Consider the following 14,491-nt stretch of genomic DNA (forward strand, 5'->3'; position numbering starts at 1 on the left):
GATCAGCGTGTCGTTTCGAACGGAGCCAGCCTGTCCCAATCGAACTCAACTCCGGTACCGGGTTCGTCCGGGGCGACGGCGAGATGGTTTTCCATCCTCAACGGACGGGTCGTATACTCGTCGATCGGAAAGCTGTGGACCTCCAACCATCCGCCGTGAGCTTGTGAAGCGACCAGCGACACGTGCAGTTCCTGCATGCCGTGCGAACACACCGGGATACCCGCGTCCGCCGATAGCCTGGCGACCTGCAACCAACCGGTGATCCCCCCGCAGTTCGATGCGTCCGGCTGGATGAAGGAGAGCTTGGCCCGACGGAACGCATGGCCGAACTCATGGATGGTGTGGAGATTCTCCCCCATCGCGAGCGGTACTCCTGTCTCATCCGCAATCCTTCCGAAGCCGAGATAGTCGTCGGGCAGAGTCGGCTCCTCGAACCACAGGATACCGAACTCACCGAAGCGCCTCGCGGCGTCGATCGCCCGCTCCACGCTCATCGAATAGTTCGCATCAACCATGAACGCGACATCGGGCCCGATGGCGTCGCGCACCGCACTCACGCGGCGCAGATCCTCGTCAAGCGTGGGTCTGCCAACTTTGATCTTCACCCCGTTGAAACCCTCGTCGACGTAGCCGCAAGCGCTCTCGACGAGCTTGTCGAGCGGATACAGGAGGTCGATACCCCCACGATAAGCCTTGCAGGTGCGCCCGGCACCTCCGGCAAGTTCCCACAGCGGTTTCTCGAGCCGTTTGCCCCGGAGATCCCAAAGAGCGATGTCGATCGCGGAGATGGCAAAGGACGAGATCCCGCCACGCCCGACGTAGTGGATGCGCCACTCCATCGCCTCATGGATCTCTTCGACCTTGCTCGCGTCCACCCCGATCAGGGACGGCGCGAGATCCGACTCGACCATCGCCTTGATCGCCCGCCCCCCGAGCCCACCGGTGTAGGTGTAGCCGGTTCCCTCGGTGCCGTCGGCAAGACGCACCGTCACGGTGACCAGTTCGAAATGGCTGTGGTCCGGATGCCTCGCGTCCTTGAGCACCTCGCGCAGTGGCACGGTGAAATGCCGGGCCTCGATCGAGATGACGGTCGACGTCCCGACCGCTGCCCCCGCTTCAATGGATTCCGATTCGATCAACATCCTAGTCTCCGAAGTTCACGTAGAAGGTTTTCTTCTCGAGATAGTTCTCGAGGCCGTATTTGCCGTCCTCACCGCCGGTTCCGCTGAGCTTGTGCCCGTTGTGGAAGCCCTGGCGCTGTTCACCCATCGCGCGGTTGACATAGATCTCGCCGAATTCCAGTTCGAGCACCGCCCGCTGGATCTTGCGCATGTCCCGGGTGAAGAGGAATGCGGAGAGCCCGTAGTCGCTGTCGTTGGCAAGCCGGATCGCCTCCTCGAAGCTTCCGATCCTCATGATCGGGCTCACCACACCGAAGACCTCCTCGCGCATCACCTCCATTTCGTTGGTGGCACCCGTCAGGATCGTCGGCTCATACCAGTAGCCCTTCCCGTATGCCGGACCTTCCGGGCGTTTGCCCCCGAGGGCCAGCGTGCAGCCCTGCTCGATCGCTCTCGAAACCATGGCCTCCATCCGCTCCAGTTCATGGCGGTTGACCTTCGGACCGAGGTCCGTTTCGGGGTCCATCGGATCGCCAAGCTTCAGCTTCGCGCTGGCATCGACGAACTTGCGGACGAACTCGTCGTGAACCGCGTCGTGAATGTAGAACCGCTCGCTGCAGGTGCAGACCTGGCCGCAGTTCAGGTAGCGCGACACCATCGCCGCTTCCACCGCTTTGTCCACATCGCCATCCTCAAGCAGGATGAAGGGTGCCTTGCCTCCGAGTTCGAGGCGCACCGCCGTCAGGTTGTCGGCGCACATCCCGAAAATCCGCTGACCGGTCGCGGTGCTTCCGGTCATGGTGACCAACCGGGTGATCGGATTCGTCACCAGTTCGGTGCCCATGGTCGAGCCCCCGCCCGTCACCAGATTGAGCACACCGGCCGGCAGGCCCGCTTCGAGCGCCAGCTGCCCCAATGCCATGACCGCTGCCGGAGTTTCACTCGGCGGCTTGATCACCATGACGTTTCCGGCCGTCAGAGCCGGTCCCAGCTTCCGGCAAGCCAGCGCAAGCGGGAAATTCCACGCGGCGATGCCCACGCATACGCCATAGGGCACCTTGTGGATCCAGATGTGTTCGTCGGGATTGTCGGATGGAAGAATGTCCCCTTCAAGGCGCCGGGCTCCATGGGCGGCAAACTCGATGAAGTCGGCCGATACGTCGACTTCGCCCAACGCGAGTTCGTAGGTCTTGCCTTGCTCGGCAGTGAGCATTCCCGCCAGCCGTTCGCGATTTTCCCGAATCTTGCCTGCGAAGCTCACCAGCAAGCGACCACGCTCCACCGCCGGCATTGCAGCCCACTCCGAACGAGCGGCCTCGGCCGCCTGCAGCGCGAGCCGGGCGTCCTCCGCACCCCCTTGCGGGACCCGGTAGACAGTCTCCTCATTGGTCGGATTCTCGACGTCGATCCATCCTCCATCGAAGGACTTTCGGAACTCGCCGCCGATCAACATCAGCAGTTCCGCTACAGGTGCCTTTCCCGACGATTCGTCACTCATCCAGTTCTACTAGGTTCTTCGTTATTGAATGTTCTGTTCCAACGCCGCGATCGCCCGGGACAGATCCCGGTCACGCACCGCTTCGAAAATCGCATAGTGCTCGGCATGGATCTGCTCCATTTCCAGCAAGCGGGAGTAGTGGAGGATCATGCGCGTGACAATCGGCCGCCACACATCAAGCAGGTCGGGTTCCCCCGCGCACTCGAGCAGGCACTCGTGGAACGCCAGATCCAGCTCGCCGATGCGCGACATGTCGCCTTCCCTGCAGACTTCTCCCAACTCGTCCACGATCGTCTCGAGCCTCTTCAGATCCGCCTCGTCGAGACGCCGGATCGAACGCCTCAAGGCCCGGATCTCGATCTCCCGGCGCACTTTCACAACCAATGGCTGCATCCACTCGGCCGGTGCATCGCTAACCCGTGACCCACAGTTCGGCTCCGACACCACGAGCCCGTGCTGACCCAGTTGCATCAGCACGTCGCGGATCGGTCCCCGACTCACCCCGAAGCGCTCCGCGAGCTCCTGCTCACGCAGCTTCGATCCCCGCGGCAACGCTCCCGACAGGATGTCCGCACGCAAACGACCCGCGATCTGCTCCCGAATCGTCCGAATCGGGGCCACGCGGCCGTTCTGCGGAGGAATCTTGCTCATGTTGATTGCAGATTGTCGACAAACGACAAAGCCGTCAACTTCTGATTGTGGTACCTGCGCAATTTCCGCGAAAAGCGCGTTTGGAATCACTCGGCCTTGCCGTCAGCCCCTTTCGCGACATGCCGAACCACCCGTCGCGAACGGAAGCCGCGGATGTATTGGTAGTCGCCGGTCCGATACTGGTGGGTCAGCCCCCATCGCAGCGCCTCGGTCGGCTCCTCGTCCGGGTCCAGCGCACGATTCACCCCGATCGCATGGGGGGCGCTCTTGATCACCGACATGATCTCGAAATTGACCCCATCCGGCGCCCACTGGATCGTGTTCTTCTCCGGGCCGTCGGTGGTGATCAATGAGGCGATGCCATCCTTGTAGGGCCAAACACACACCTCATGGCCACTATTGCTGACCGGGTTGTAGGGTGACTTCTTGTAGGGGCCCTTCGGGTCGTCGGCGATCGCGACACCGTGCCGGATTTGCCGTCCGCCGAAGGTGATCTCTTCCCCCATTTGCTCTCCTTTGTAGTAGAGATAGAACCTTCCGCGATACGGCAGGATGCAGGGATCATGGACCTTGTGGCTGTCGAAGTCGCCCTTCTTCTCGACCAGGAAGCGGTTCTGCTCGGTCCCCTTCCACACACCGTTGTCCGCGGGACTGAGAATGGGCTCGTCGCTCTTCGTCCACGGCCCGCGCGGCGAATCGGACCAAGCGAGTCCGATCTGGTTCTTGACCCTGACGTTGTACGGCGACTTCACGGTCTGGTAGCAAAGGTAGTAGGTCCCCTCCCACTCCATGATCTCCACGGTAAAGACGGATCGGTCGTCGTAGGCCCCCGGCTCTCCACGGGGAACCGCCAGTCCCTCCTCTTTCCAAGTGATGCCGTCGTCCGAAGTCGCGTACCAGATATCGCATCGGTCCCACGGGAACACCTTGTCCTTCTCGATATCGCCACCGAATCCCTGGGTCGGCCCGGTGCTGCGCGTGTACCAGCAGTAGTACTTGCCGTCGTGTCGGATGATCGCGCTCGGGTCCCGCCGGACAACACCTTCCTCATAGGCGAAGTCACCCTTCAGATCGAAAACGGTGAACTCGATGAACCACTCGCTGCCTAGGTCCGGCCACTGCAGGGCCCTCTTCGAGGCCGCGCTCAACTTGTCGGCGTTGGTGATACCGAGGCGGTCCATTTGCTCCGCGGAGACCGGAGTATCCGGCTGTTCATCCGCGAAAGCCGCCGTGGCCACCACGGCTGACACGAGTATGACGACGATCGGAAGATTCGATTTCATGGGCTTGTGGGTTCGAACGGCCGCGGCTCCGAGCACGACCGGCCAAACAGCCATGTCGGATGCGACAGGATCTCTGCAACCGATTGGTCAGCGGAGCAAGCCCACTCCGAACTCCATTCCGGAGATTCAGCGAATGTTCTGCTTCAACGCGCGGACCGCCCGTTGGATATCCTTCGCTCTCACCGCCTCAAGGATCTCGACGTGCTCCTCGTGAATCTCCTCCCGCTCCACCAACCGGGTGTATTGCAGGATCATGCGGGTCACGATGGGGAGCCAGATCGCGATGAGATCAGGCTCGTCGGCACAGGACAGCAACGCCTCGTGGAACGAAATGTCGAGGTCGGCAACCGCCGCCATGTCTCCGTCGGCACATGCCTTGCCGATGCCCTCGACCAGTTCCTCAAGGCGGGCGATGTCGTTGTCGCCAATCTGCTTGATGGATTTCCGGAGCGCGAAAATCTCGATATCGAGCCGGATCTTCACAATCAGCGGCTGCATCCACTCCGCAGCCCGCTCGCTGACCGTCGCTCCGCAGTTCGGCTCTGAAACCGCCAACCCCTGCTGGGTCAGTTGCATGATCACGTCGCGGATCGGGGCCCGGCTCACTCCGAACCTTTCCGCCAGCGCCTGCTCACGGAGCTTGGTTCCGCGGGGAAGCCGGCCGGACAGGATGTCGGCACGCAACATCCCGACAATTTGGTCACGAATCGTCCGAACCGGGGTAATCTTCTCCTTCATGATGCAGGGTCACCGCGGGCCGCCTTTGACCGGAACAGCGAGATCAACCGGCACGGGAACCTACAGCACAAGCAGCCTGTAGGCGGCCCAATGCAGCGTCAACCGCGATCTCCCGAGGTTCGGGTGGCGCTGCGGCACGCTCCACCAAATGGCGATCCACCCCTGCAATATCATGGGTGACTTTTTTGTAGACAATCTACAACAAGTGAACCAACGTGGCTTTTGTATTCAATCTACAAATCGGAACCGATTGGTTGGACACCACCCGAAACCCTCTCCCGAAGCCCTCCGTCCAACCGGCTCCGGAACACCAAAATCCATGAAGAACCCCAACCCATCCTGCCTGCTCGCAGGCCTTTGCCTTCTGGGTGCGCTGCCTCTGCAGGCCCAGACCACCATCACCATCGACAATCTCCGCGTGATCCCCACCGGAGGTTTGGTACAAGGATCCCCGTCCGAGGGAACGCTCGTCGCCAACGGAGCCTTCCCCGGAGAATTCAATCAGGGAACCCCGACCGACGCGCCGATCCGGATCGACGGGCTTGATCTCGACGGAGTCGGAGGCAACGACGACTACATCGACTTCACACTCCGGTTCGAGGCCACCCGCGACAGCAACCCTCAGGTCAACTGGACCGGTGCGGGCCAAGGGGTGACCGGCGACCTGAGCCCCGGCAACCTCGAGGAACTGACCATCACGGTGGTCGATATCGTCGCCAAACCCGGACTGGCCGGCTTCGCCAACTTTGACGGTTTTACCGCAGCTTCCCTCTACCTCGGCGGGAGCGGAATCATCACGGACGGTGAGGCCGACATCAACGGCACCCCCGTCGCGGACACTTTCGACGCGACCGGTGGATTCACGTTCAACGTGACCGAACTCGCCCTTCCCGGCACTCCGGCCACGGTGGTCATCGACAACGTGGTGGCGAGCGACGGCGACTTCCGCTTCCGCCAATGCGACATTTCGATCACCTATGATCCGAACGCCCTTCCACCGCCCGTGACCGTGACTTCGGTCGGCACGAACCTGCGAAACGACAACGTCTACCCGACAGTCGGTGGACCGCTGCAGGGCGGCGCGAGCATCGGTGACATCATTCCGAATCCCGACGCGACCTACCCTCCGGCCGGCAGCCCGGCTACGGACTTCCCGCTCCGCTGGACCGGACTCGATCTCGATAGCGACGGCCTCGCGGATGACTATTTCAACTTCTCCATCCGCTTCACCAACGCCTCCGGCATCGGTGAGAACATCGCGACCAGCAACCAGGGGGTCGGCGTCAAGGGAGGTGCCGGGGGCGAACTTGCCAACGACAACCTGAATGACGGAGACGAGATTCTGGTCGAGGTCGTTGACATCCAGGTGAGCCCCGGCCTTGTCGGGAGCGTGATTTTCGACGGCTTCAGCGCCGCAGGCCTCGGGGCCGGCGTCGGAGCGAGCGGCGGCGCGGTTTCGATCGGCTGCGATATCAATGGACAACCGGTGTTCATCGATCTCCCGGACAACCTCGCCTACCAATACGCCACCGACAAGGCGACGTTCGCCTCGCTCATCTCCACAGTCCTGTTCGACAACGTTAATGAAACTGCCGACCTCAAGAACCCTACCGGCCGGGTCCGCGAACTGGACATGCAGTTCACCTACGACGCGTCGGTCGCGCCGCCGCCGGTATCGTTGACCACGAATGATCTCAACCTCAGGAATGACGCGGCATTCACCTATCCGGACGTCGCCCCGCCCGGACCGGGCAAGGGCGGTTCGAACCTCGGCAACATCGTGGCTCAGCCCGGCTTCGACGCTACCGCGGTGGTCGCCGCACCGACCATCGACCTGCTTTGCCGCTGGCAGGACCTGGACCTCGACAACAGCGGATCGGCCGATGACTACATCGACTTCACGGTCCGCTTCAGCTCCGGCACGGCGGACAATGTGAGCTTCGGCGGCGAGGGAATCGGCATTTCCGGGAACGGCTCGGCGGGAATCGATCCCGGCGAGGTGCTGACCGCGGAGATCGTCAATATCCAGCTCAGCCCGGGCACCCTCGGCAGCGTGACCTTCGGTGGCTTCTCAGAGGCCGGCTTCTTCGCCAGCGGCAGCGCGGGCGCCGGCAACCCCACGTCCGGTGACGCGACCTGCGACATCAATGGCAATACCGTGATGATCAACCTCAACGGCACCGGCTATACGAATCAGACCGTGAGAGCAGCCTTCGGGAGCCCGACTTCAACGGTGGTGTTCGACAACGCCACCTACACCGCAGGCACGATCACCCCGGTCGGAAGGGCACGGGACTTCGACTTCGCGTTCACCTACAGCCAGTCGGGCGCCCCCCTGCCGGACGGCAACCTCCGGATCAGCAGCGTCACCTTCAATTCGGGCGACCTGACGATCACCACGGTGGATGTCGTCGACGGCGCGACCTATCATCTCGAGCACTCACCCGATCTCACGACCCCGTTCGCCCCGCTCGCCGGTTCCGAACAGGTCGGTGCCGGCGGCCAATTGGTCCATGTCGTCAGTGTCGGAGGTGCCGATAAAGGATTCTACCGGGTGGTCGAGGGGCCCATTCCCTGAGATCCACGTCAGCCGCCCCACCAATGATCCCGATCCTCTCCGCATATCCGTATCCCAGATCGCTGCGGAGAGGTATTGGGCGCGCTGGCGGAGGCCGCTTGCCCGCTAATCGTTCAGGGCTTCCCGCTTTCCCAATGACGCGTGACTTCCTCAGGAGTCCAAGCCCGCTTGAGGATCAGAAACTCGTCGACAACGCCATCGAGGTTCCGGACCTCGAACTCAGTACCGGCCGCCCATTCGTGATACGGCCAGTTGCCGATGTCCGCCACACCCACTCCCAGCTTCCGCTTCTCAATGATTGGCCGGGCATCGATCGGAACGCCGTTCAGATAGTGGCGGACGAGTTCGGCCTCCGGATCGTAGACCACCACCAACTGCATCCAGTCACCGAGCTCGCCGCCGGGCTTGGAAAACAGGTTGAAGTCGGCGTGGTAGTGATGCCTAACCGGCTCCCCCACCCCCTCGTTCAGTGTTTCGGAAAAGTGCACGTGCACCTTGTCCTCCGCGACTTTCACCAAGGTCCAGTGAACGAACCTCCGCTGGTTGGTCTCGGGGTGGAGCAGGGCGACCTCCTGCGAGTCGAGATCATCGAGACGGACCCAACAGGCCATCGTCAGAGCGTCGTATTCACCGGGAAGGTTGAGCCTGACCCGGTGCGACGAGTTCGAAAAACGAAGTCCTCCCTTCCCCGGCCAGCGGCCCTGCGTCCACTCGCATCCCACAACCGCACCGTAGCTTCCCGGGAGGGCCGTGGCGGCACGGTTCTCGACCTGGCGTTCCCATGGGGAATCGGACATGAAAGAGTAATCGACCAGAAGGTCGGGATCCTGCCGCAAGGTCTCCGAATAGGCTTCCCAGCGATGGAGATTCTCGCGTGCAGCGCGTGCGATCCCCTTCGAGGCATGAAATGCTTCCGGTCGCGCGTCGATCGCCTCCCGCACGCCTCCGGCGGACCACCGGACTCCCTGCCCGCGGGTCAGCAACTCGAGCTTCTCCGTCTCGCCGCCGTCGGCATCGGGAAAGACCTCGACCTCGCCGTCGAGCACATGCACCTCTCCCTCGCCCTCAGCGCCGACCCGGATGCCGAACTCGGTGCCGAGATCGACCACGTCATACTGGCGGGTCTCCACCCGGAAGCCGCGGGCAGGAACGGGCACCTGGGCCCAGAGATTCCCATAGTCGAGACGGCTGAGCATCGGGTTCGCCAGTTCGAGCTTGGCCGGAGCCTCAAGGATGACCGTCGCGCCCGAGTAGAAGTCGATCTGCACCAGCCCTTCCGTCAGCTCGATCATTCCCGGTCCAACCGGCAAGCCACTCTCAAGACGCGTCACCTCCAGCGAGGTCGACGCGCCCCACACCGCTCCCTTGGTTCTGGAAATCACCGCGATCCCGTCGGCATCGAGTTCGCCGGACTCCGGCGGGCCCGCGGTCGGCGGCACATCGGAAGGCATGTTCGCCTTCCAAGCGTATCCTAGCACGAGGGCTACCGCCGCCGCGATCGGCAGCAGTGCCCGGCGGACCGCCGGCTGCCGGAACCACGCAATCCGCGCGGGAACCACCTCGGACGGATTGCCCTGAAGTTGGTCCCTGAGTTCCGCGCTCAGGTAGAGGTGCTCGGCCAGCCGCCGCCTCGCGGCGGGATGGGAGCGGATAATCTTCCTGAGCTTCTCCGCATCGGCTTCCTGCAGCGAGTCACTGCGCAACAGCTCGGCGAGGCGATCCACCTCCTTGCTCGTGATTTCGGATTCCATGTCAGGTGGGGTTGGATGCGCGGTTGCAGCGCTCCCGGATGCAATCGAGCAGCATGCCGTGAGCCTTTTCGAGAAGCAGATAGATGGAACGGACACTCAGGTCGTTGCGTTCGGCGATCTCAGGGACGGTGGCCTCATCCTGATACCGCGCCCAAACAACCTTGCGGCAACGCTGCGGCAGCCGTGGCAGGCATTGCTGCAAAGCGTCACGGCGGTCATCAATCTCGCAGGCCACCGCCATGGCGTCATCGGCCAACCTCATCAGGTCCTCGTCGTCAAGGGCAAGGGGCAGCTTCGCCTGCTTGCGCCGCCAGTTCAGCGAGCAAAAACGCGCCACACTCATCGCCCACGCCGCGAAATCGGTGCCTTCTTCGAACTGGTCGAACTTCCGCCAGAGGACCATCGAGACCTCCTGCATCAGGTCCTCAGCACCCTGGTGGTTGTGAACCAGCGAGAAAATGAAGCCGTAAATCCGGTGCCGGTTGGCGATCAGCAGCTGCGAAAACAACATGCCTCTGTCCTCGGCTCCTGCGATCCCTGGCGCGGTGGGGTTTGGAGTGGGTTCCTCGCTCACGGATAGGAAATGTGTCTTGTACACGGATCGCTGCAAGGGATCCGGCACTTTTTTCGGATCACCGAATGGCAGCGAATCACCGCATGACCAGCGATCTCCGGACGATCAGGAACCCTTCGTCGGAACCTTGCTGCGCCGGATCTCGAGATAGCGTTTGAGCATCGACTGGACGCGCTCCTTCTCTGCCGGATCACCGACGAGGTTGCCCGCCTCCTTCTCCTGCGGATTCTTCCCGAGATGGAACAACGCCATTGGCTCGAACTTGCTGAGGTTCCGATCGGTCTGAATCACCAGCTTCCACGGCCCGTCGCGGAAGATCAGCTCGTTTTTGCTGCCGGCCTGCAACAGCAGCTCCGAAGGCCTCCTGAACGACGGATCCCCGAGAAACAGCGGAAGCAGATTCGTCGAGTCCATCGCCTGATCCGCCGGAACATCGGTACCTGCCACCGCCGCGAAGGTCGCGAGCAGGTCATGGGTGGTCACCGGTATCGGGCTGCTGCCCGGCGCGACTTTCCCCGGCCAATGGACGAAGAACGGCACCCTGTGCCCCCCCTCGAAAGGCGAGTTTTTGTTCGACCGGAACCCGCCGTTCGATTGGTGGCCGGCTTGCTGTCCCGCCTTGTCGACCAAACCGCCGTTGTCCGAGGTGACCACGATCAGCGTGTTGCCCAACGCTCCGGTCTCCTTCAGCGCCTCTACGATCATGCCAATCTGGACATCGAACTCGATCACGGTATCCAGGTGCTTGCTTGGCGTCCGCCCGGCAACCTCCACGCCATCCAGCCGATCCGGAGGGCAGTGCGGCAGGTGGACATTGGGACTCCAGTAGCAAAGGAAGAACGGCTGGTCCTTCTTCTGACCCCGGATGAACGAAACCGCTTTTCCCGCAAGAATCCCGCTGACCTTGCGGGTGTCCCAGCCTGAGTCGCCCGGGCCCGGCCCCTTGTCGGAGACGAATCCGGGATCAAGCGCGCTCTCGCGATCGAGGTGGATGATGGAGGAGTCCTTTGAGAAAGGCGACCACTCGCCATTCTCGTAGGCGAGATACACCGGTCCCTGAATCCCGCAGGGAAGGGTGAAGTCATACTGGAACCCTAGTGATTGCGGACCTCCGGAGACCCAGCGCGTGAGGTCCACCGGAAGCCCGGCCTTTCCACGGTCCTCTCCCCGGTAGATTCCGGGGCCGTCGCTTCGCTTGAAGTCACCGCCCAGATGCCATTTGCCGATGAACGCGGTGGCATAGCCGGCGTCACGGGTCACCGTACCCAAAGTCACCTGCCCCTCGCCAAAGGGTGACTCACGGAAGGTTCCCCAGACTCCCCACGGCGCGTAGCTGCGGTAGTTCAAGTTGCCGCTCATCGTGCAGTATCGTGTCGGCGAGCAGAGCGCGGTCGACGAGTGCCCGTCGGTAAACCAAAGCGAACCCTCCGCGAGCCGGTCGAGATTCGGAGTCGGCACGATCACCTCCTTGCGTTCGAATTTCCGACGGTGGAATCCAACGTCCCCGAGTCCGAGATCATCCGCCATCACGAACACGATGTTCGGGCGTCCGGGTTGTTCCTTCGAGTGGACGACGGAATGGACCGCCAGGCTGATCGAAAGCAGATGCAGGACCGCGTTGTTCATGTTCGCCAAGGATATGTCACCCCAGCCGGGCTCCCTGCAAGGGTCGCGCTGGCCGGCTTCAACTCCAAGCGTACCGGCCCCTCCGAAAAAGATTTTTGAGCAATTTCCTGCAAGCATTCCGAACCGCGAACATCTCCCTGTATCGGATCGTCCGCAGTGCGGCCGCTTCCGGTCGAATCAGCCGTCCCGCCCCCATCCGGGAGACTGCCCGAAACCCTCAAAAACCGACAACCCGTCACGACTCCGGTTTTCCAATCCGGAGTCGTGTGAAATCCGAAAAACCATGAGAAAAGCCCACCTTGTCCCTGCGCTAGCTGTGTCCGCGCAACTCGCCGCCCTGCCGGCGGCGTCCGGAGCCATCGATACCGATATCGACGGATACAGTGACTCCTTCGAAACGAGCAACAGCTTCGATCCTCTCGATCCCCACAGCAATCCGCTGGTCGTCTTCCACTCCGACTTCTCGAACGCGGGAGGTTTCGTCGACGGCAACCTCAGCGGACAGTTGGGGTGGCTCGGCCAGACGACGACCCAGGTCGAGACGGCCACCGCCACGATCAGCAACTCCGGCGTCGGCTATATCCGCAACGCTCACGGCGCTGGCGCTCTCGGCAGCACCGGTGGTGATCCGGGAACCGCCGTCCGGACATTCATGACCGACGACATCCTGTCGATCGAGTTCGACTACCAGTTCACCCTTCCTCCGTCGGTGAACGTGAACATGGCCAACGTCGGCATCCGCGGCGAAACCGCCAACAACTGGACCGCCGTGCAGGGATTCAAGCTCGCCTACAACCAGTTCTCCGCGGCAAGTGGCGGCTCGGTCAAGTTCTGGCCGGACCGTAGCGACACTGCAAATGCCGACGCCTTGATCATCGACGGAGCCCTGCTGGGGCTGAACGCCGCGGGAGATCCGGGAGTCGGCGACGGCACCGCGGACTTCGAAAGCGATGACATCCGGGTTGCCTACACCGCGCGTTGCACCGATGCGGCCACCCAGGCCTGGGAAGTCATCGGCTTTACCGTGACCAACCTGACCACTGCCCAAACGTGGGACTACAGCGGACCCGCCCAGACCTTCACCTATGACGACGATGGCGGAGCGGTTCCCGCCACTCCCGTCGAGGCCTTCCTTGCGCAGCAACTCGCTCCGAACGGCAACGCGGGCTTCGTCGGCAGATCCGGCCGGGCCCTGTTCCGCTATGCCTCGGGCGCGATCGACAATGACTCCGATGGCCTCACCCAGGCCGAGGAGTTCGCCCTCGGAACCTCCGATGGCGAAGCGGATTCCGACGGCGACACCTTCAGCGATGAAGATGAAGTTTACGTCCACGGCACGGACCCTCTCGACAACACCAGCTACCCCGACTCGCCGGAAGTGGCATCCGACGACTTCTCGACCTACTCCGCCGGAACCACTCCTTCGACTTCCGACTGGTCAACCAAGTGGGATGGCTCCAATCCATCGCAGCGCAACCTTTGGAGCGTCGGTGCGACGAATGGAGTCGACGGCGGCCAGGGCTATGGTCTGGACGTGACCAAGGCTTGGCGGAACTACCACACCGTCAACCAGACACCCGTGGCTGGTGATGTCGTCATCCTCGAATCCGACTTCCAGTTCGCCACCACAGGAGCGGCGCTCAATGAAAGCGGCACCGGAGGAATCAACGGCGTCAACGACCGCTTCATCGGACTCGCCGCCGTGGCGACCGACAACGCGTGGTGGCAGGTAAACGGAAGCAACAGCTTCACCTTTTCCGTCTGCCGTCGCGCCGACGACAACTTCGGATTCTTTGTCGGCAACTCGCTGACGGGATGGGTCTCGAACTCGGCCATCGGCCTCGATCCCGGACTCACACCCTCGACCAGCGGTTGGTTCAAACTCCGCATAGAGATCTCGGAGACCAGTCCCGGCTCGGGCACGATGCAGGCGGTCTGCAAGGCGTCCTACAACGGCTCGGTGTTCTTCACCAGCGACCCGACCGCCCTTCCCGCCGCCTTCGACGGAACCAATGACGTCTACGGCATGCTGACGAACAGCTACAACACGGACCCGAGCAATGACACCGCGGCGCCGATCGACCCCCTCGATGCCGCGCCAGCGACTCCGGTCGGAGATCTCGCGAAGATCTCGGCCCTCGCGACCGACAACTTCAGCTCCACCGGCTACAGCGCTTCAGTCGACATCGATGGCGACACGCTCAGCCAAGCGGAAGAGGCGTTGCTCGGTACCAGCGATCTACTGACTGATACGGACGGCGACGGCTTCAGCGATGATGCGGAGATCACGGCGGGCACCGATCCGCTCGACGAGAACGACTTCCCGGTCGTCGTTACTGTCGACCCGGAGGTGACCTTGTTCCAGTTCGTCGATGCCGACACCATCCAGGTCGACTTCACCGGTTCGCCTTCGGCATCCTACAAGCTCACCTACTCACCCGACCTCGCGACACCCTTCAGCGATACCGGACTGACCACCGCGGCCGACGGTTCGGGTGTCGGATCGTTCACCTTCGATCTCCCCCTGCCCGTGTCAGCGAAGGGCTTCTTCAGGGTGGAGGACAACTGAACCGACTTCCGCCAACCGAGTGTTGGCAATCATTGGGGTTGGCCGGCCGGGGTTTCGAATTGGGTTTCCCCGGTCGGCCGCTTTCTTCGAGGCCGCTTCGGA

General features: G+C 62.5%; 10 protein-coding genes. 2 read left to right on the top strand and 8 right to left on the bottom strand.

Annotated features, from left to right (window positions below):
- Positions 1–2: 2 nt before the first annotated feature.
- From HAHE_RS00565 to HAHE_RS00585, 5 genes are all read right to left on the bottom strand, one after another.
- Positions 3–1,142: a mandelate racemase/muconate lactonizing enzyme family protein gene (locus tag HAHE_RS00565; RefSeq protein WP_338687598.1), complete on the bottom strand. Its 1,140-nt coding sequence runs from the start codon at positions 1,140–1,142 to the stop codon at positions 3–5.
- Position 1,143: 1 nt separating this feature from the next.
- Positions 1,144–2,619 carry an aldehyde dehydrogenase gene (aldA, locus tag HAHE_RS00570; RefSeq protein ID WP_338687600.1) on the bottom strand — a complete coding sequence of 492 codons (1,476 nt, stop codon included), beginning with the start codon at positions 2,617–2,619 and terminating at the stop codon, positions 1,144–1,146.
- Positions 2,620–2,640: 21 nt separating this feature from the next.
- Complete coding sequence (locus tag HAHE_RS00575) at positions 2,641–3,270, bottom strand: GntR family transcriptional regulator (RefSeq protein ID WP_338687603.1); 630 nt, start codon at positions 3,268–3,270, stop codon at positions 2,641–2,643.
- 86 nt (positions 3,271–3,356) lie between these two features.
- On the bottom strand, positions 3,357–4,553 hold the full coding sequence (locus tag HAHE_RS00580) for a hypothetical protein (RefSeq protein WP_338687605.1): 1,197 nt from the start codon (positions 4,551–4,553) through the stop codon (positions 3,357–3,359).
- Between the two features lie 126 nt (positions 4,554–4,679).
- Positions 4,680–5,291: a GntR family transcriptional regulator gene (locus HAHE_RS00585; protein ID WP_338687607.1), complete on the bottom strand. Its 612-nt coding sequence runs from the start codon at positions 5,289–5,291 to the stop codon at positions 4,680–4,682.
- Between the two features lie 319 nt (positions 5,292–5,610).
- On the opposite strand from HAHE_RS00585, the gene HAHE_RS00590 reads away from it, so the two are divergent.
- Positions 5,611–7,869, top strand: a complete 2,259-nt coding sequence (locus HAHE_RS00590) for a hypothetical protein (RefSeq protein ID WP_338687609.1) — start codon at positions 5,611–5,613, stop codon at positions 7,867–7,869.
- A 113-nt stretch (positions 7,870–7,982) separates the two neighbouring features.
- On the opposite strand, the gene HAHE_RS00595 is transcribed toward HAHE_RS00590, so the two are convergent.
- From HAHE_RS00595 to HAHE_RS00605, 3 genes are all read right to left on the bottom strand, one after another.
- Entirely contained in the window at positions 7,983–9,620 is a 1,638-nt protein-coding gene (locus HAHE_RS00595) for a LamG-like jellyroll fold domain-containing protein (RefSeq protein ID WP_338687611.1), read from the bottom strand.
- Between the two features lies 1 nt (position 9,621).
- Positions 9,622–10,131 (bottom strand): sigma-70 family RNA polymerase sigma factor, encoded by a 510-nt coding sequence (locus tag HAHE_RS00600; protein WP_338687612.1) that lies wholly within the window; start codon positions 10,129–10,131, stop codon positions 9,622–9,624.
- Between the two features lie 168 nt (positions 10,132–10,299).
- Positions 10,300–11,820, bottom strand: a complete 1,521-nt coding sequence (locus HAHE_RS00605; protein WP_338687614.1) for an arylsulfatase — start codon at positions 11,818–11,820, stop codon at positions 10,300–10,302.
- A gap of 283 nt (positions 11,821–12,103) precedes the next feature.
- Between HAHE_RS00605 and HAHE_RS00610 the strand changes: the two genes are divergently transcribed.
- Positions 12,104–14,389: a thrombospondin type 3 repeat-containing protein gene (locus HAHE_RS00610; protein WP_338687616.1), complete on the top strand. Its 2,286-nt coding sequence runs from the start codon at positions 12,104–12,106 to the stop codon at positions 14,387–14,389.
- Positions 14,390–14,491: the final 102 nt, after the last annotated feature.

Origin of the sequence: Haloferula helveola, assembly GCF_037076345.1 — a bacterium.
GTDB classification, from domain to species: Bacteria; Verrucomicrobiota; Verrucomicrobiia; order Verrucomicrobiales; family Akkermansiaceae; genus Haloferula; species Haloferula helveola.

Excerpts from the sequence above, each read along its gene's own strand:
- aldA (WP_338687600.1), bottom strand. The coding sequence starts at position 2,619 with ATGAGTGACGAATCGTCGGGAAAGGCACCTGTAGCGGAACTGCTGATG.
- HAHE_RS00600 (WP_338687612.1), bottom strand. The coding sequence starts at position 10,131 with ATGTTGTTTTCGCAGCTGCTGATCGCCAACCGGCACCGGATTTACGGC.
- HAHE_RS00565 (WP_338687598.1), bottom strand. The coding sequence starts at position 1,142 with ATGTTGATCGAATCGGAATCCATTGAAGCGGGGGCAGCGGTCGGGACG.
- HAHE_RS00610 (WP_338687616.1), top strand. The coding sequence starts at position 12,104 with ATGAGAAAAGCCCACCTTGTCCCTGCGCTAGCTGTGTCCGCGCAACTC.
- HAHE_RS00575 (WP_338687603.1), bottom strand. The coding sequence starts at position 3,270 with ATGAGCAAGATTCCTCCGCAGAACGGCCGCGTGGCCCCGATTCGGACG.
- HAHE_RS00595 (WP_338687611.1), bottom strand. The coding sequence starts at position 9,620 with ATGGAATCCGAAATCACGAGCAAGGAGGTGGATCGCCTCGCCGAGCTG.
- HAHE_RS00605 (WP_338687614.1), bottom strand. The coding sequence starts at position 11,820 with ATGAACAACGCGGTCCTGCATCTGCTTTCGATCAGCCTGGCGGTCCAT.
- HAHE_RS00580 (WP_338687605.1), bottom strand. The coding sequence starts at position 4,553 with ATGAAATCGAATCTTCCGATCGTCGTCATACTCGTGTCAGCCGTGGTG.
- HAHE_RS00590 (WP_338687609.1), top strand. The coding sequence starts at position 5,611 with ATGAAGAACCCCAACCCATCCTGCCTGCTCGCAGGCCTTTGCCTTCTG.
- HAHE_RS00585 (WP_338687607.1), bottom strand. The coding sequence starts at position 5,291 with ATGAAGGAGAAGATTACCCCGGTTCGGACGATTCGTGACCAAATTGTC.